Source organism: Nocardiopsis sp. EMB25, from assembly GCF_026797795.1.
Lineage (GTDB): Bacteria > Actinomycetota > Actinomycetes > Streptosporangiales > Streptosporangiaceae > Nocardiopsis > Nocardiopsis lucentensis.
In genome coordinates this window covers 694,883-711,267 of record NZ_JAMTDN010000001.1, presented here as the reverse complement: position 1 = coordinate 711,267, position 16,385 = coordinate 694,883, and the positions used below count along the sequence as shown (strand labels likewise).

Sequence of the window (16,385 nt, the reverse complement as noted above, 5' to 3'; positions counted from 1 at the left end):
ACACTCTACTCCTCCGCGTCGCCGCCCGATCACGCTTCGACGCCTCCCACGCGTGTCGAGGACCCGTTGGCCGGAACCGGTCAGGCCGGGGTTCCGTGGGCGGGCGAGGAATCCGCTCGTGCCACCATGACCGGGTGGACGGATTGCTCTGGGAAGACGTGGAGGACCTGTTCGACGCCGAGGTGATGGGCGCCCTGCCGGACGTCGGTGTCCCGGACACCTCGGCGCGGGACTGGCAGTCGCTCCTCGACCTGGTGGTGGAGAGGGGCTGGCGGCACCGGTACTCCGAGGACTCCGTCGTGACGGCCCCGCCGTCGGCGGAGGCCGTGCTGTCCCGCCTCGCTGGCTCCGGGCGCCCGGAACTGCGCGTGTGGCCGACCGACGACGTACTGGCGATCTTCCGGTTCATGTCACCGGAGGAGATCGACTTCGACGTGGATCTGCGGGAGTTGCGGGGGCAGGAACGGCTGGACGTGTTCTGCGACTTCCTGTGCGCGATCGGACGCCGACTGGGCAAGCCGGTCCTGATGGGTTCCGAGGGCGGCGTCGACTACGACCATCCGGCCCTGGGGTTCGACGTCACCGCCGACAGGGTCGTCCGGATGGCGAGCCGAGACCCTCAGCGCTGAGCACTCACGGGGTCGAATCCGGGCGGGCCGTCCCCTCAGGGGCCGGTGAGCCCCATCATGGCCCCCAGGCGCGCCACGTGCTGGTCGAAGGCGGCCGCCCGGTCGCCCACGACACCGTCCAACTGACCGAAGACCTCGAAACCGATCCAGCCGTAGAGCCCCGCCCAGGCGCTGAGGGCGCGGGCCACCACCTCGTCCGGGCTGTCGAGGAACAGTTCACGGACGATCGGGGTGGTCTCCAGCGGCTCCGGGACGGGGGGAAGGTCGCCACCCGCGCCGAGGGCTCCGTCGCGGTGGGCCTCCGCCGCGATACGGCCGAGCACCGCCGTGTCGCGGACGGCGGGGCCGACGGTGTCCTGCGGGGCCTGGTAGCCGGGCACCGGGGAACCGAACAGCAGCGCGTACTCGTGCGGGTGGGCCAGGGCCCACGCGCGCGCCGCGTGGCATGAGGCCCGCCACCTTCCGGTGAAGTCGGCCCTGTCCTGAGTGGCGTCGCCCTCCTCCACCGCCTCTCCGAGAGCGTTGTAGCCGTCGATGATCAGCGCCGTGAGCAGGTCGTCCTTGGAGGGGAAGTAGCGGTAGACGGCCGAGGAGGCCATACCGAGCTCGCGGGCGACGGCACGCAGAGACAGTCCCACGGCGCCCTCGGTGGCCAGGTGGCGGCGTGCGGCCTCGATGATCTCCCGGGTCAGTTCGGCGCGGGCGCGTTCACGGGCGGTCTGGCTGGCTCTCATGAGGACAGGCTAACAGAACGGCGATCTTTTTCGAGAGCACTGCTCTTGACTCGTACCGCCGCAGCAGAGAGCATTGATCTCAAAGGAGATCACTGATCTCCTATTCGCGCACCCACACAAGAGCGGACACACGGCCATGGGACACCACGTCATCGTCGGAGCGGGCCAGATCGGAGCACCGCTGGCCAGCGCGCTCCATCGCAGGGGGCACCGGGTCACCTTGGTCAGCCGTTCGGGGCGAGGCCCCCAGGAGGTCGAACGGATCGCGAGCGACGCCTCCGACCAGGCACGTCTGACCACGATCGTCAACGGGGCCGACGTCCTCTACAACTGCGCGAACCCGCCCTACCACCGCTGGCCCGAGGACTGGCCGCCCCTGGCCGCCGCGCTGCTGGGCGCCGCCCAGGACACCGGCGCCGACTACGTCCTGCTCGGCAACCTCTACGTGTACGCGCCGCCGAAGGGCCCCATGCGCGAGTCCGACCCCCTCGATCCGCCCGGTGCCAAGGCCCTGGCACGGGCGCGGATGTGGCGGGACGCCCTCGCCACGAGCGAGGCGGGGCGGTTCCGCGTGACCGAGATCCGGTGCGGGGACTACTACGGGCCCGGGTGCGTGAGCCAGTCACACCTGGGTGAGCGGTTCGTTCCCCGTTTGCTCCGGGGCAGGGCGGCGAGCTTCCTCTACGACGCCGACCAGCCGCACACCTGGAGCTACGTCGGCGACGTGGTCGAGGCCCTGATCATGGCGGGTACCGACGAGCGCTCCTTCGGACGCGCCTGGCACGTGCCCTCCAACCCTCCGGTGAGCGCGCGCCACATGGCCGAGGAGATCGGGCGGATCGCGGGGCTGGACACGGTCAACGTCAGCGTCATGCCGCGTTGGCTGGTGCGGGCACTGGGTGTGGCCTCGCCGACCCTGCGCGAGATGGAGGAGGTCCGCTACCAGTTCACCCGGCCCTTCGTGGTCGACTCCACGGACTTCCAGGAGACCTTCGGCCTGGCACCGACCCCCCTGGAGACCACCCTGAAGGAGACGGTGGAGTGGTGGCGCGAGCACCTGAACACCTGATTGACCGCCGGTTCCCCACGTGGCTCCGGCGGTGTGCTCGGTTCGGGGCTCACAACGCCGGTGGCCGCGCCCCCGCGGGGGTGCGGCCACCGGCGTGGGTTCGCCGAAGGGTCAGCCGATCTCGGCCATGACCTCGTCGGGGATGTCGGCGTTGGTGAAGACGTTCTGCACGTCGTCGGAGTCCTCCAGCGCGTCCACCACGCGCATCACCTTCTTGGCGGTCTCGGCGTCGACCGGGACCTCCATGGTGGGCAGCCAGTTGGTGTCGGCGGACTCGTAGTCGATCCCCGCCTCCTGGAGAGCCGTGCGCACCGCGACCATGTCGGTGGCCTCGGAGACGATCTCGAACGCCTCACCGATGTCCTCGACCTCTTCGGCGCCCGCCTCCAGCACCGCCAGGGTCACGTCGTCCTCCGTCGTGCCCTCCTTCGGCACGATGACGACGCCCTTGCGGTTGAACAGGTAGGACACCGAACCGGCGTCCGCCATGTTCCCGCCGTTGCGGGTCACGGCCACGCGCACCTCGGAGGCGGCGCGGTTGCGGTTGTCGGTCAGGCACTCGACGAGCATCGCCACGCCGCCGGGCGCGTAGCCCTCGTACATGATGGTCTGCCACTCGGCGCCGCCGGCCTCCTCACCGGAGCCGCGCTTGCGGGCGCGCTCGATGTTGTCGAGCGGCACCGAGTTCTTGCGCGCCTTCTGGATGGCGTCGTAGAGCGTCGGGTTGCCTTCGGGGTCTCCACCACCGGTCCGCGCGGCCACCTCGATGTTCTTGATCAGCTTCGCGAAGAGCTTGCCGCGCTTGGCGTCGATGACGGCTTTCTTGTGCTTGGTGGTGGCCCACTTTGAGTGGCCGCTCATGCGTGTCCTTTCACGATGTCGACGAAGAGGCGGTGGATGCGCGCGTCGCCGGTCAGTTCGGGATGGAAGGACGTGGCCATCAGGCCGCCCTGTCGTACGGCGACGATCCTACCGGCACCGTCGGTACCCGGGACGCGACCGAAGACGGTCACCTCCGGCCCCACCGACTCCACCCAGGGCGCGCGGATGAACACCGCGTCGAACGGCTCCTCGCCGACGCCTTCCAGGGGGACCGCCGCCTCGAATGACTCGGTCTGCCGACCGAAGGCGTTGCGGCGCACCGTCATGTCGATGCCGCCGATCGTCTCCTGACCGTCGATCCCGCCGAGCAGGCGGTCGGCCAGCATGATCATCCCGGCGCACGTGCCGTAGGCGGGCATCCCCGCCTCGATGCGCTTGCGTAGCGGCTCCAGCAGACCGTACCGGACAGCCAGCTTGGACATGGTGGTGGACTCGCCTCCGGGGATGACCAGGGCGTCGACGGTGTCGAGCTGGTCGGGCCCGAGCACCTTGGCGGTCCGCACGTCCAACTGCTCCAGGACGTGCAGGTGCTCGGCGACGTCGCCCTGGAGGGCGAGGACGCCGATGGTGGGTCTGGCGGTCAAGAACGGCCTCACTCGTCGTGTCATCGATCGATACGCGGGCGCGGGTGGCGGGCGGACCCGCCACCCGGAGCCGGTCTACCAGCCCCGACCCGCGTAACGCTCGGAGTCGGCCAGGTCATCCAGGTTGATACCGACCATCGCCTCGCCCAGACCACGGGACACGCGCGCGATGACGCCCGGGTCCTCGTAGTGCAGGGTGGCCTGCACGATGGCGTCGGCGCGCCTGGCCGGGTCGCCGGACTTGAAGATGCCCGAGCCGACGAACACGCTCTCGGCGCCCAGCTGGCGCATCAGCGCCGCGTCGGCCGGGGTGGCCACGCCGCCCGCGGAGAACAGCGGCACCGGGAGCTTGCCCAGGGTCGCGACCTCCTTGACGATCTCGTACGGTGCGCGCAGCTCCTTGGCGGCGCCGAACAGCTCCGCCTCGTCGAGCCCGCCCAGGCGGCGGATCTCGCCGCGGATCGACCTCATGTGGCGGGTGGCCTCGACGACGTTGCCGGTCCCGGCCTCGCCCTTGGAGCGGATCATGGCCGCGCCCTCGGCGATGCGGCGCAGCGCCTCACCCAGGTTGGTCGCCCCGCACACGAACGGGACGGTGAACGCCCACTTGTCGATGTGGTAGGCCTCGTCGGCCGGGGTGAGGACCTCGGACTCGTCGATGAAGTCGACGCCGAGGTGCTCCAGCACCTGGGCCTCGACGAAGTGGCCGATGCGGACCTTGGCCATGACCGGGATGGAGACGGCCTCGACGATGCCGTCGATCATGTCCGGGTCGGACATGCGGGCCACTCCGCCGTCCTTGCGGATGTCGGCGGGGACGCGCTCCAGGGCCATGACCGCGACGGCACCGGCGTCCTCGGCGATCTTGGCCTGCTCCGGGGTGACGACGTCCATGATGACGCCGTTCTTGAGCTGTTCGGCCATGCCTCGCTTGACGCGCTGCGTACCGACGGCGTTGTCGGCGGTGTTCGATGCGTTGGTGGCCACGGTGGTGGACTCCCGTCCCGTAGGTGTTGACAGCGTGGGTAGGGCCCAAAACGGCGGCGGCGGTCACGCGGGGGTCCGCGGATACCTCCGGCGCCGCGCACCCTGGGTCTACCGACACTCCATCGTAGTTCCTCCCCCTACCGACCACTTTGGCCAGATCGGTGTTTTCGCGGGTCGGCCCCTTACAGGGTGTCGGGTCCGGCCGGTGGCGGGGGGATCGCGGGGGGTTCGTCGTCGATCTCGAAGAAATCCGGAAGGGGTGCCGTACCCGCCAGGCGCAGAGCGCGCACGAGCCGGGACCGACGGGCGCGGCGGGTGTCGGCCACGGCGTCGTTGTGGAAGGTGCGGGCCAGGTGGACGCGCCGGGCCGCACTGGCCACCTCGGTCAGGTGGTCGGGGAGCCCCCCGGACGCGTCGGATGGTTCGACGGCCGCGCGCAGCGCCCGCGACAGCGCGCTCTCGGCCAGTTCGCGTTGCGTCTCCGGTGCCCGGCGCGCGGCGGTGGCGGCGTCGGCGAGCGCCCGGGCGCGCTCGGGTGGCAGGCCGTCCGCGGTGACCAGGTCCAGGACCGCGGAGCCGCGTCGCAGCAGCGCCGCGTCCAAGGCAGCGCGGGTGGTCTCCACACGGTGGTGGAGGCGGTCCAGCCGGGTGGCCCGCCACGACAGGTAGAACGCGACCAGCACCAGCGCGAGAACCGCCGCGGCCACCATGATGACGAACAGGACGTCCTCGACCAGGACCGATCACCCCACCCCGCGGCGCAGCAGCGCACTGGCGCGGGGGCCGCTGTCCAGGCGGACCCCGGCGGCGGGCGCGCCGCCCCACATCAGGACGGTCTCGTAGACGCGGACGATCTCGGCGGCGACGGTCTCCCAGTCATAGGCGCGCACGGCACGGCGTGCGGCGGCGCCCAGTCGGGCGCGGCGGGCGGGGTCGTCCAGAAGCACTCCGACCCGTTCCGCGAGATGGGCGGGGTCGCCGGCGCGGAAGAGCTCGCCCGCCCCGCCCCCGTCCAGGACGGACGCGAAGGCGGGGATGTCGCTGGCGACGATCGCCGCCCCGGCCGACATCGCCTCGGTGAGGACGATCCCGAAACTCTCCCCGCCGAGGTTGGGCGCGCAGAACACGTCGGCGGAGTGGTAGGCGCGCACCTTGTCGGCGTCGTCGAGCCGTCCGAGGAGGACGACCCGGTCACGCAGGTCGGCGGGAACCGACTCCAGGGCGGGTCCGGGGTCACCGGGCCCGGCCACCAGGACCCGCAGCCCCGGGCGCCCGGACGCGAGCAGCGCGAAGGCCTCCAGCAGGGTGGCCAGGCCCTTGCGCGGTTCGTCGAGGCGGCCGAGGAAGGCGAGGGAGCCGCCGTCCCCGGGCCAACCCGGCAGCGGGTCGGCGTGGGCGAAGCGGCGCACGGACACGCCGTTGGGGATGAGCACGGCGTCCCCGCCGAGGTGTTCGACCAGTGTGCGCCGGGCCGCCTCGGAGACGGCCACACGCGCGTTGATCTTCTCCATGGCCGAGCGCAGCGCCCCCGACCCGGCCGACATCGCCCGGGAGCGCGGGTTGCTGGTGTGGAAGGTGGCGACCATGGGGCCGTCGGCCGCCCAGCACGACAGCAGGGAGACGCTGGGCGCCGAGGGTTCGTGGATGTGCAGCACGTCGAAGGCGCCGTCGTCGATCCACCGGCGCACCCGCGCCGCGGTGCGCGGTCCGAAACTGACGCGCGCCACCGAACCGTTGTAGGGCACCGGGACGGGGCGGCCCGCCGGCACCAGGTGGTCGGGCAGGTCGGTGTCGGCCTCCCCGACGGGGGCCAGGACCGACACCTCGTGGCCCATGCCGGTCAGCGCGTCGGCCAGGTCGCCGACGTGCTGCTGCACCCCGCCCGGGACGTCCCAGGCGTAGGGACAGACCAGGCCGACACGCATGCCCACGGTCACGCGCCCCGTTCGAGACGCCGGAGCGCCTCGGACCGCTCCCGCTCCAGGCGGTCGGCCTCGTGGTCGGCGCTGAACACGGTCTGGAGCATGTGCCAGTCCTCCGGGTGGGCGGCGATCTCACTCTGGAAGACGCGGGCCAGCTCCTGGGTGGTGGCCCGGATCCGTTCACTGCGTGTGGCGCCGGAGGCGACGGGGACCTCGTCGTGGACGCGGATGTTCCAGTACGGGCCGTCGTACCACAGGGAGACGGGCATCAGGGCGGCGCCGGTGTTGAGGGCCAGGGCCGCCGGTCCGGACGGCATGCGCGCCGGTTCGCCGAAGAACTCGACCTCGGGTCCGCCGCCGCCGAGGTCGCGGTCGGCCAGCAGGCACACCAGTCCCCCGGCGCGCAGCCGCCGCGCCAGGGTCCCGACGACGTCCTTGCCACCGGTCAGCGGCAGGACCTCCATGCCCAGGGACTCGCGGTAGGCGGTGAACCGCTGGAAGAGCCGTTCCGGGCTCAGCCGCTGGGCGACCGTGGTCAGCGCGAAGCCCCGCATGGTGATCCAGGCTCCGGCATGGTCCCAGTTGCCCATGTGCGGCAGGGCCGCGACGACGCCGCGTCCGGATCTCAGGTTTCGCTCCAGAGCCTCGATCCCGCTGTGCCGGGTGTGCGCCAGCACGTGTTCGCGGTCCATCGCGGGCAGGCGGAACATCTCGTAGTAGTAGCGCATGTACGAGCGCATCCCGGCACGGGAGAGCGCGCGCAGCTGCACGTCGGTGGCCTTGGGGCCGAGCAGGCGGCGCAGGTTGCGTTCAAGCCCCCGGGTCCCCTCGTTGTGGTTGCGCCAGGCGTGGTCGGCCATCCGCTCGAACACCGCCCGGCCGACGCGTTCGGGTGAGCGCCGCACCATCGTCCACCCGGCCGAGTAGGCCAGGTCGGCCATGCGTTCGTCCACGTCGTGCTTCCTCGTCCTCCCTGGGAGCGGCTCAGGCCCCACTGTTGGCGCCGTTGGTGTCGACGTCCCTGGGACCCTCGTCGAGCTCGTTCAGGCGCGCTCGGGTCTCCACGAGCCGCTGGAGCACGGTCAGCAGGGTCATGCCCGCGAGCAGCCACAGCCCGCCCGCCAGGACGTAGGGGACGCCGAACCCGCCGACACCGGCGGCGACCAGGATGATGATGAGCCGTTCGGTCCGCTCGGCCATGCCGACGTCGCAGTTGACGCCGAGCCCCTCGGCCCTGGCCTTGATGTAGGAGACCATGAACCCGGTGATCAGGCAGAAGAGGGTGACACCCGCGAGCAGGGGTTCATCGCCCTCGCCGATGAACCACCACAGGAGCCCGGCGAGGATGGCGGCGTCGGCGACCCGGTCGAGGCTGGAGTCGAGGAAGGCGCCGAACGAGCTGGCGCTGTCGTTGGCTCGGGCGACCGCGCCGTCGAGCATGTCGAAGAGCGCGAAGACGGTGATGACGACCGATCCGGCGTAGAGCTCACCGCGCGGGTAGAAGTACAGGGCGCTGGCGACGACCCCCACTGTTCCGATGACGGTGACGATGTTCGGCGTAAGGCCGATCCGGGCCAGACTCCGGCCGAGCGGAGTGGTGACCCGGGAGATCATGGGGCGAAGGATTCTCAGCATGTCTTCTTGTGATGGTAGGGCGGGAACGGTCTCGGGGGTGGGATCCGCGCCCGGCGGGGGTGGCGCGCCGCCCGGTCGTCGGTGCGGGCGGCGCGGGACGGCTGGGCGTGGGGGCGTGTGCGGCGGACACGTCCTCTGCCGCGCGACGGGGGGCGTCCACCCCGCACGACCTAGTCCACGGGCCAGTGCTCGGCCAGTTTTCGGCGGGTCTGTTCCAACATCTCGGGCAGGATCTTGGTGTGGCCGATGACCGGCATGAAGTTGGTGTCGCCACCCCAGCGGGGGACGATGTGCTGGTGCAGGTGGGCGGCGATCCCGGCACCGGCCACGGTACCGAGGTTCATGCCGACATTGAACCCCTGGGGCCCGTAGGCGTCGGTGAGCGCGCGGATTCCGGCCTGGGTGAGGGCCGCGACCTCGGCGGTCTCGTCCTCGTCCAGCGCGGTGTAGGCGGACACGTGGCGGTAGGGGCACACGAGCAGGTGTCCGCTGTTGTACGGGTAGAGGTTGAGCACGACGAAGGCGGTCTTGCCTCGAGCGACCACGAGTCCCTCGGCGTCATCGAGCCCGGGCGCCGCGCAGAAGGGGCAGCCGTCCTCGGGGCCCGACCCGGTGGGCTTGCCCTCGCCCTTGATGTAGGCCATGCGGTGCGGCGTCCACAGCCGCTCCCACCCGTCGGGGGTTCCGGTCCCCGCGCCGGGGGGGTTGGACTGCCCGCCCTGGGGCTCGTTCTCGACACCGCTCATCGGTTTTCCGGGGCGGGTGCCCCGGTCTCGCACCGGGGAGGGAGCCCCTGCCTCCTTCGTCACGTCTCTCATGGGATGCTGCGTCCCCAGCATAGGAGCACAACGGGAAGGTGCCGCGCCGCAGGCGTCCTTCGGGGGTGGTGGAGGGCGACGGGCGGGCACCGCGCCGCAGGCGCCCGTGGGAGGGAGCGATTGCGTCGCAGGCCCGGGAAACTAGTACGGCCCTTCCAGTCCCAGGAGGGTGCGCAGGTGGCGCGGTGGCGGAGAACCGTGCGCGAGCATCGCGTCGTGGCGCTCTCGCTCGGTGAGCCCGGGCCGGTGGGCGGCGAGGTCGCGGGCGATCTCTGCGACCTCGGTGTAGCCCACGTAGTAGGTCGACAGCTGCGCGCTGGTGAGCTGGGCCCGGCGCCACTTGCCGACCGCCTCTCCCTCCTCCTGGTGACCGCGCTCGGTGAGCAGGGCGATCGCCTCGGCCTCGGTGATGTCCCGGGTGTGCGTGCGCACGTCGAGGACGGCGTTGAGGACCGCCCGCAGCCGCATCTTCAGCTGGATCAGCCGCAGGGCCAGGTTGTCGCGGCGCGCCGCCGCGGCGGTGCCGTCGGCCCAGCCGTGGCCCGCGAGCACCTCCTCGGCGTAGACCGCCCACCCCTCGACGAACGTGCCGCTCCACAGCGTGTTGCGGACTCGCGTCCCCCCGTCGTGGCGGGCGGCGTGCGCGAGTTGCAGCGCGTGGCCGGGAACGGCCTCGTGCACCATGAGGTTGCGCAGCATCGTGCCGTTGTACTCGCGAAAGAACGAGTCCTGGCGTGCCCGCGGCCACTCCCCGGGCGGTGGGGCCACCGCGACGAGGGTGGGCAGGTTTCGCGCGTTCGGGTCCAGCGGCCCCGGCGGGTCGCAGTAGGCCACGGACACACCGCGCCGCGACTCGGGCATCGGGATGATCCGGACCGGGTCGTCGTGCACGGTGACCAGGTCCAGTTCACGGATCCGGTCCCACAGGTGGGACAGCGCGTCGGCACAGGTCGGACGGATTCCGTCGGCGTCCGCGGCGGTGGCGTCGGCCAGTCCGGCGAGTACCCCGGCGACCTGGCCGGCACGGCGGGGGCGCCCCTCGTACTCGGCGGCGACCTCGGCGATGGCCTCCTCGGTGGCGAGCAGGTCGCTCTCCGCGCGCACCAACAGCGCCTCGGGGGACAGTTCGGAGTCCAGCGTGTACCAGAGCTGGGCGGCGAAGTCGCGCGCGCCCAGCCGGGGGTCGGCGGTGGCGGTCTCGACCCGGTCGCGCAACCAGTCCCCGTACTCCCCGACCGCCGCGAGGGCGGCCTCGCGCGCGGGGTCGACCCGGGAGGCCAGCGCGGGCTCCCGGGCGAGCAGGGACGAGATCCCGTCCGTGAGCAGCGCGCGGGCCCCTCCGAGTTGGGCCAGGGCGGTCTCCACGTGCACGCGCGGCATGCCCGGCCCGTCGGAGAGCCGGGTGCGGGCGGTGTCGAGGTAGTCGGGCAGCGCGGCACAGCGCGCGGCGATCGCCTCCAACCGGTCGGGCACCGGCAGTGAGTCGCGCTCCAGCAGCGCGTGGACGGCCTCTCCCGGTGAGTGGAGCAGGGGGTTCCAGGTGCGCGGACGCAGCTCGGCGGTGTGCCACAGGTCCGCGCTGACCTTGGCGCGCAGGATCTCCAGGTCGACCAGGTCGCCCTCGGGGATCAGGTCGCCGTCGATCTCGTCCAGTGACCCCAGGGCGTCGGTGAGCACGGCGATACGACGCGCGTCGGCTTCGGCGGAGTGGTCGGACAGTCGGGCCGCCCCTCGGGCGTCACCCAGCTCCAGTGCCCATTCGGGCGCGTCCTCCAGGAGGGCGTCGAGCACCTGTTCGGCCACCCGTCGGAACCGCTGTGTCATCGCCTCGGCGTCGGGCTGGGAGGGAGAGCTCATTCCCCCATGATGCCAGCACGGACGCCCGGTCCCCGCCGTGCGGGAACCGGGCCGTGCTCTGTGCGGGACCCCGGCCCGGTGGCTAGCGCCAGGAGTTCTGGCCGCCAGTGGAGGTGGGCTGCCCTGCCGCGCCCTCGGGGTCCCCCACCGTGATGGCGTGCTCGACGAGGGTGATGAGCGTCGACTTGGTGGAGGCCCGGTCACGGGCGTCCACCTGGACGATGGGGATCTCGGGGCTGAGCGTCAGCGCGTCCCGGACCTCGTCCGCGGCGTGGGGATAGTAACCGTCGAACCCGTTGATCGCCACGATGAAGGGCAGGCGCGCCTCCTCGAAGTAGTCGATCGCGGGGAAGCAGTCGGCCAGGCGCCGGGTGTCCACCAGGACGACGGCGCCGATGGCGCCCTTGACGAGGTCGTCCCACATGAACCAGAACCGGTGCTGTCCGGGGGTGCCGAACAGGTACAGGATCAGGTCGGAGTCGAGGGAGACACGGCCGAAGTCCATCGCCACGGTGGTGGTCTGCTTGTCCGGCGTCTTGGCGAGGTCGTCGACCCCGACGCTGGCGCTGGTCATCACCGCTTCGGTGGTCAGCGGCACGATCTCGGAGACGGAGCCAACGAATGTCGTCTTCCCGACACCGAAGCCCCCGGCGACGACGATCTTGACCGACGTCATCGCGTTCCCCCCAGCACCGCCTTCCTCGGCTGGGCTAGAGCTTGCGAAGTCCACTGAGCACCCTTTCAAGCAGGTTGGTGTTGGGACGGGCGTCGTTGTTCAGCGAAGACCTGATCTGGACCAGTCCCTGCTCGGACATGTCCGCCACAAGCACCCGTGCCACACCGAGCGGCATCCGCAAGAGGGCGGAGATCTCCGCCACGGACCGCCACTCCCGGCACAGGTCGCTGATCGCCTGCCACTCGGGCGTCAGCGTCCCAGACTCGTTACGGGCCGCCGCCGTCGCCGAGATCAGCGCCTCCAGGGGAAGCTGCGACTTCGGCTTGGTGCGGCCCTTGGTCACGGCGTAGGGGCGGACCAGTGAACTGGGCGCGCTCCCCGCCGCGGGTCGTTGTTCATACGGTTGTTGGATTGGTCGAGGAACATCTCCGCCGCCCGGCACAGACGGGATCCCTCCGGTGGAGGGACCGCTCGGCTGTTGTCCGAACCACGAGGCGCTCCCGGCATCTCTACTGTGAGGTGCCACCACTTCCTCCTGTCGGTGGTGGATCAGTGGATTCCCGAGGTGCGCGCCGTTGGTGTCAGCGCCCGCCCCGCCCGCTCGACGAGCAGGGTCATCTCGTACGCGACCAGACCCAGATCACTCTCGGCCGCAGCCAGTACCGCCAGGCAGGAACCGTCGCTGATGGCCATGATGAGCATCAGCCCCCGTTCCATCTCCACGACGGTCTGGGCGACCGCTCCGCCTTCGAACACCCGGGACGCTCCCTGCGTCAGGCTGGAGAGGCCGGAGGCGATGGCCGCCAGCTGGTCCGCCCTGTCAGTCGGGAAGCCCGCCGACGAAGCCAACGGAAGGCCGTCAGAGGAGACGACGATCGCGTGGGCGACATCGGGAACCCGGTCGGCAAAGTCAGTGATCAACCAGTTGAGCTCATTGACCTGTCGACTCATCTGATCTCCTGTCCAAGTTCGCCGGCTGGTCTCACCGCACTGCTACCGCCGGCACGGCATGTGACAGCACTGTTCCTGCGTCCTGCCCGGTCCCGCCTGAGGGGGCGGCCACCGGGGGTCTGGTGTTCGACTCTCGTCAAGCGCTGGGTGTGGCCCGTCCGAGAAGCTCGGTAGATGCTATTGCATCCGGCTTCCGCGAATAAGGGGGACCCCGTCCCACCATGTTCCACTGAGGTCATCCCTCCGTCGAGCCCTCACCCAGCTGGTGCCGCCCTTCCCGGACGCCCTTCTGGAAGCCCGCGAAGCGGTTGCGGACACGGTCCGCGCTGCGCGTGGGCATCTGCTTGAAGTTCTCCGGTCGTGGGGCGGTCCCCGGGACAAGGTTTGCCTTGGGAACCCGTTTTGGCAAGCCCGAGGTAGTCAGACCACCTGCGAGCGGCTCAGCCGCGGTGCGCGCGGCCTTCCACCCGCGGTCGGCCGCGGACTGCCATTCGCTCTCCGAAGCGCCGCTTTGGCCACTCTGGCCGCTCTGGCTTTCCTGACCGCTCTGACCAGGGCGGGAGGGCTGCCCGCCGTCCGGCTGCCGGCTGGTCTGGTCCGCGTCGACCTGCCGCATCGGTCCGGTCTCGGTGGCGTCCACCGTCGGGCCGCCGCTGCGGCGCTTGAACCAGTTGGACTCGATGGCGTCGAAGATCGGCAGCGAGTCGGAACCCTCACCCGCCGGGGTCGGCGGCACGACGGTGCTGTTCGGCCCCTGGGCGCCCCCGTAGCGGCGGGACAGGTACGCGGTCGACCCGTACCCCTCGCGAGAGTCCGTCCCGCCCGTACGCCAGTTCCCGGTGTCGTTGGACGACGGGGCGGCGGGACGCTCGGGCGTCGACGGGCGCGAGGTCCAGTCCGAGGAGACCGCGGGGAAGGACTCGGTGTCCTCACCCGACGGGGCGGCGGGGCGCTCGTGGGCGCCGGTGGTGTCCCTGCCGGAGGCGGTGCCGTTGTCGGCGTGGCCGTCCGCCGCGGGCGTCGGGTTCCCGAAGAAGTCCTGGGAACGGTCGTCGGAACGCCCGTGGCTCCCCGTGTCGGTGGGGCGGCTGAAGGCCCCGGTGTCCGTGGGACGGGAGAACGCACCGGTGTCCGTGGGGCGGCTGAAGGCCCCGGTGTCCGTGGGACGCGAGAAGGCGGAAGTGTCGCTGGGACGGCCGAACGAACCGGTGTCCATCGAGCGGCCGGGCGTCCCGCCCCCGAACGCCGACCCGCCGCCGTCCTCGGAACGGGGAGCCGGGTCGAAGAGGCTGCGGCCCGTGCCGTCGGGCCGGGTCTCCTCCTCGTCGGAGACGTCGTAGGGGTCGACCACCGGCTGGGCGTCGTTCAGGTCGGAACCGTTCGACCCCGTGGTCCCGGCGCCCCTGGTCGGCTCGAACATCGATCCGCCCGTGCCCTGGCCGGTGTCCCACAGGTCCTGGCCGCTCGGCGGGTGCTCGTCGCCGCGGCTTCCGCCGGGCTGGCGCTTGGGCAGACCGCCCAGGGAGCTGAGGTCGGACCCGGCGTCCTGTCCCTGCCACGGGTCGCCGGGCTCGGCGGGCGCGGGGCTGGAGGCGAAGGCCGCCTCGGCCTCGGCGTAGGTGTTGGGCGCGCCGGCGGACAGCTCGGGGCGGGCCTCGGCCCCGCCGACGGCGTGCTGGCCCTCGACCGGGGTGATGAGCAGGTCCGCCGGGAAGATGATGCGGGCGGTGGTGCCGCCGCCGTGGGCCTCCATGAGGGTGAGTCGGACGCCGTGGCGGTGGGCCAGGCGCGAGACCACGAACAGACCCATGCGGCGCGAGACCGCGACGTCGATGACGGGCGGGGCCGCGAGGCGGGCGTTGATCGCCGCCAGGTCCTCGGGAGCCATACCGATACCGCTGTCGGTGACATCGACCTGGACACCGCCGTCGGCGAGGGTCTTGGCGCTGACCAGGACCTCGGTGTCGTGCGGCGAGAACGACGTGGCGTTCTCGACCAGCTCGGCGACCAGGTGGATCACGTCGTTGACCGGACGGCCGAGCACGGAGATGTGGGAGGGGGCGCGCACGTTGACGCGCTCGTACTGCTCGACCTCGGAGACCGCGCCGCGCAGGACGTCGACCAGCGGGACGGGCTGAGCCCACTTGCGGGTGTTGTCCTGGCCGGACAGAACCAGCAGGTTCTCGTTGTTGCGGCGCATACGCGTCGCGAGGTGGTCCAGCTGGAACAGGTCGGAGAGGCGGTCGGCGTCCTGCTCGGACTGCTCCAGACCGTCGATGAGGCGCAGCTGCCGTTCCACCAGGGTCTGGCTTCGGCGGGAGAGGTTGACGAACATCGCGTTGACGTTGCTGCGCAGGGCGGCCTCGTCGGAGGCCAGCGTCAGGGCCACGCGGTGGACGTCGTCGAAGGCGCGGGCCACCTCGCCGATCTCGTCGTTGGTCTCGACCTCGATCGGGGTGACCCGAACGTCGGGGGCGCTTCCCGCCTCCTGCATCCGGTTGATCGCGTCGGGAAGGTCGCGCTCGGCGATGCGGCGGGCCCCGTCTTCCAGGGTGCGCAGGGGGCGCACCAGGGAGCGGACCACGAGCGAGGTCAGGATGAACACCGCGAGGAGGACCAGAGCGACGACGACGAGGTCGGTGATGGTGCGCATCATGGCCGCGTTGCCGAGCTCGTCGGCGTCCTCCGCGATCGCCCCGGCGATCTCACTCTCGACCGTCTGGAGGAGGTCGAGCGCGGTGTCGGCGATCTCCTGGTAGTCCTCGGGACCGTCGTTGGAGGTCACACCGGTCAGGGAGTCGTTGCGTTCGGCGCGGTACATGACGCGCATGCGCATCGTGGAGACCTGGCTGACCTCCAGGCCGGTGAAGTTCTCGTCGAAGATCGCGCGCTGCTCGACCGAGGCGGCCTGGACGAAGTTGGAGAGCTCGTTCTCGTACCGCGCGCGGCTCGACTCGATCGCCTCGGCGATACCACCGGTCATCGTGTTGCGCGAGAGCGAGTGGCTCATCAGCGCGGTCTCGTAGGAGAGCTGGTCACGCGCGCTGGACAGCGCGGTGAGGGCACGCACGGCCTCACGCAGGTCGGTGTCGGAGCTCTGGTCGGCCATGGTCTGGTTGAACTCGCGCAGCGACCGGGAGATCGTGCGGTAGTTCGTGACCACGGGCAGGACGGTCACACGGGTCTCGTCGACCTCGTTGCGCAGGGAGTCCAGGCTGTCCAACTGGCTGAGCATGGTGTCGAGGCGGGTCTGCGCGAGACTGCCGTCCATGTCGCCCATCGCGGAGAGCTCGGCCGTGAGGCTGGTCTGGAGCTCGCGGGAGGCGTCGCGTTCCTCCTCCAACCGCTGGCGCAGCTCGTCGGAGCGGCGCGTGGGGTCGGGGTCGTCGGAGATGTAGACCGCGCTCGCCGAGCGTTCCCGACCGAGCTGGTTGGCCAACTCCACGATGATGACACCGACGTTGGCGCGGTCCTCGATGTGCGCGTGGGTGATGGTGGTGTCCGTGGACTCGTAGACCCTCAGACCACCGAGCGCGAGGGCCACGGCTGTGGGGATGACGATGAGGGCCACCAGTCGGGAGCGCACCCGCCAGTTACGTGGCCGCCACCAGTCGGCTCTGCGCCGAGGCGCGGCATCGGCA

General features: G+C 71.2%; 16 protein-coding genes. 2 read left to right on the top strand and 14 right to left on the bottom strand.

All coding sequences use genetic code 11. The features are described 5' to 3' along the window. Window positions 1–134: 134 nt before the first annotated feature. On the top strand, window positions 135–629 hold the full coding sequence (locus tag KIK06_RS02955) for a hypothetical protein (protein WP_268641808.1): 495 nt from the start codon (window positions 135–137) through the stop codon (window positions 627–629). 35 nt (window positions 630–664) lie between these two features. On the opposite strand, the gene KIK06_RS02950 is transcribed toward KIK06_RS02955, so the two are convergent. Then, window positions 665–1,363: a TetR/AcrR family transcriptional regulator gene (locus KIK06_RS02950; protein ID WP_017599677.1), complete on the bottom strand. Its 699-nt coding sequence runs from the start codon at window positions 1,361–1,363 to the stop codon at window positions 665–667. Between the two features lie 136 nt (window positions 1,364–1,499). Between KIK06_RS02950 and KIK06_RS02945 the strand changes: the two genes are divergently transcribed. Further along, window positions 1,500–2,432 (top strand): NAD-dependent epimerase/dehydratase family protein, encoded by a 933-nt coding sequence (locus tag KIK06_RS02945; RefSeq protein ID WP_268641807.1) that lies wholly within the window; start codon window positions 1,500–1,502, stop codon window positions 2,430–2,432. Window positions 2,433–2,543: 111 nt separating this feature from the next. On the opposite strand, the gene KIK06_RS02940 is transcribed toward KIK06_RS02945, so the two are convergent. The 13 genes from KIK06_RS02940 to KIK06_RS02880 form a co-directional block, all read right to left on the bottom strand. Continuing rightward, window positions 2,544–3,293: a YebC/PmpR family DNA-binding transcriptional regulator gene (locus tag KIK06_RS02940; RefSeq protein WP_268641806.1), complete on the bottom strand. Its 750-nt coding sequence runs from the start codon at window positions 3,291–3,293 to the stop codon at window positions 2,544–2,546. Beyond that, window positions 3,290–3,898: a pyridoxal 5'-phosphate synthase glutaminase subunit PdxT gene (gene pdxT / locus KIK06_RS02935; protein ID WP_327084624.1), complete on the bottom strand. Its 609-nt coding sequence runs from the start codon at window positions 3,896–3,898 to the stop codon at window positions 3,290–3,292. Before pdxT ends, KIK06_RS02940 begins: the two co-directional genes overlap by 4 nt. A 75-nt stretch (window positions 3,899–3,973) precedes the next feature. Beyond that, window positions 3,974–4,885, bottom strand: coding sequence for a pyridoxal 5'-phosphate synthase lyase subunit PdxS (gene pdxS / locus KIK06_RS02930; RefSeq protein WP_017599672.1), 912 nt, complete (start codon window positions 4,883–4,885; stop codon window positions 3,974–3,976). 182 nt (window positions 4,886–5,067) lie between these two features. Further along, complete coding sequence (locus tag KIK06_RS02925; protein WP_268641804.1) at window positions 5,068–5,595, bottom strand: hypothetical protein; 528 nt, start codon at window positions 5,593–5,595, stop codon at window positions 5,068–5,070. Window positions 5,596–5,628: 33 nt separating this feature from the next. Further along, window positions 5,629–6,822 carry a glycosyltransferase family 4 protein gene (locus tag KIK06_RS02920; protein ID WP_327084623.1) on the bottom strand — a complete coding sequence of 398 codons (1,194 nt, stop codon included), beginning with the start codon at window positions 6,820–6,822 and terminating at the stop codon, window positions 5,629–5,631. Further along, on the bottom strand, window positions 6,819–7,760 hold the full coding sequence (locus tag KIK06_RS02915; protein WP_268641803.1) for a phosphatidylinositol mannoside acyltransferase: 942 nt from the start codon (window positions 7,758–7,760) through the stop codon (window positions 6,819–6,821). Before KIK06_RS02915 ends, KIK06_RS02920 begins: the two co-directional genes overlap by 4 nt. A gap of 31 nt (window positions 7,761–7,791) precedes the next feature. Further along, window positions 7,792–8,421 carry a phosphatidylinositol phosphate synthase gene (gene pgsA / locus KIK06_RS02910; protein ID WP_017599668.1) on the bottom strand — a complete coding sequence of 210 codons (630 nt, stop codon included), beginning with the start codon at window positions 8,419–8,421 and terminating at the stop codon, window positions 7,792–7,794. 191 nt (window positions 8,422–8,612) lie between these two features. After that, the gene (locus tag KIK06_RS02905; protein ID WP_017599667.1) at window positions 8,613–9,188 is read right to left on the bottom strand and encodes an HIT family protein; all 576 of its coding nucleotides are present in this window, start codon (window positions 9,186–9,188) and stop codon (window positions 8,613–8,615) included. A gap of 213 nt (window positions 9,189–9,401) precedes the next feature. Continuing rightward, window positions 9,402–11,117 (bottom strand): DUF885 domain-containing protein, encoded by a 1,716-nt coding sequence (locus tag KIK06_RS02900; protein ID WP_268641802.1) that lies wholly within the window; start codon window positions 11,115–11,117, stop codon window positions 9,402–9,404. An 82-nt stretch (window positions 11,118–11,199) separates the two neighbouring features. Continuing rightward, the gene (locus KIK06_RS02895; RefSeq protein WP_017572034.1) at window positions 11,200–11,793 is read right to left on the bottom strand and encodes a GTP-binding protein; all 594 of its coding nucleotides are present in this window, start codon (window positions 11,791–11,793) and stop codon (window positions 11,200–11,202) included. Between the two features lie 34 nt (window positions 11,794–11,827). Then, window positions 11,828–12,244, bottom strand: a complete 417-nt coding sequence (locus tag KIK06_RS02890; protein ID WP_369974511.1) for a DUF742 domain-containing protein — start codon at window positions 12,242–12,244, stop codon at window positions 11,828–11,830. Window positions 12,245–12,342: 98 nt separating this feature from the next. Further along, window positions 12,343–12,744 (bottom strand): roadblock/LC7 domain-containing protein, encoded by a 402-nt coding sequence (locus KIK06_RS02885; RefSeq protein WP_017599665.1) that lies wholly within the window; start codon window positions 12,742–12,744, stop codon window positions 12,343–12,345. 235 nt (window positions 12,745–12,979) lie between these two features. Then, window positions 12,980–16,330, bottom strand: a complete 3,351-nt coding sequence (locus tag KIK06_RS02880; RefSeq protein ID WP_268641798.1) for a sensor histidine kinase — start codon at window positions 16,328–16,330, stop codon at window positions 12,980–12,982. Window positions 16,331–16,385 lie beyond the last annotated feature (55 nt).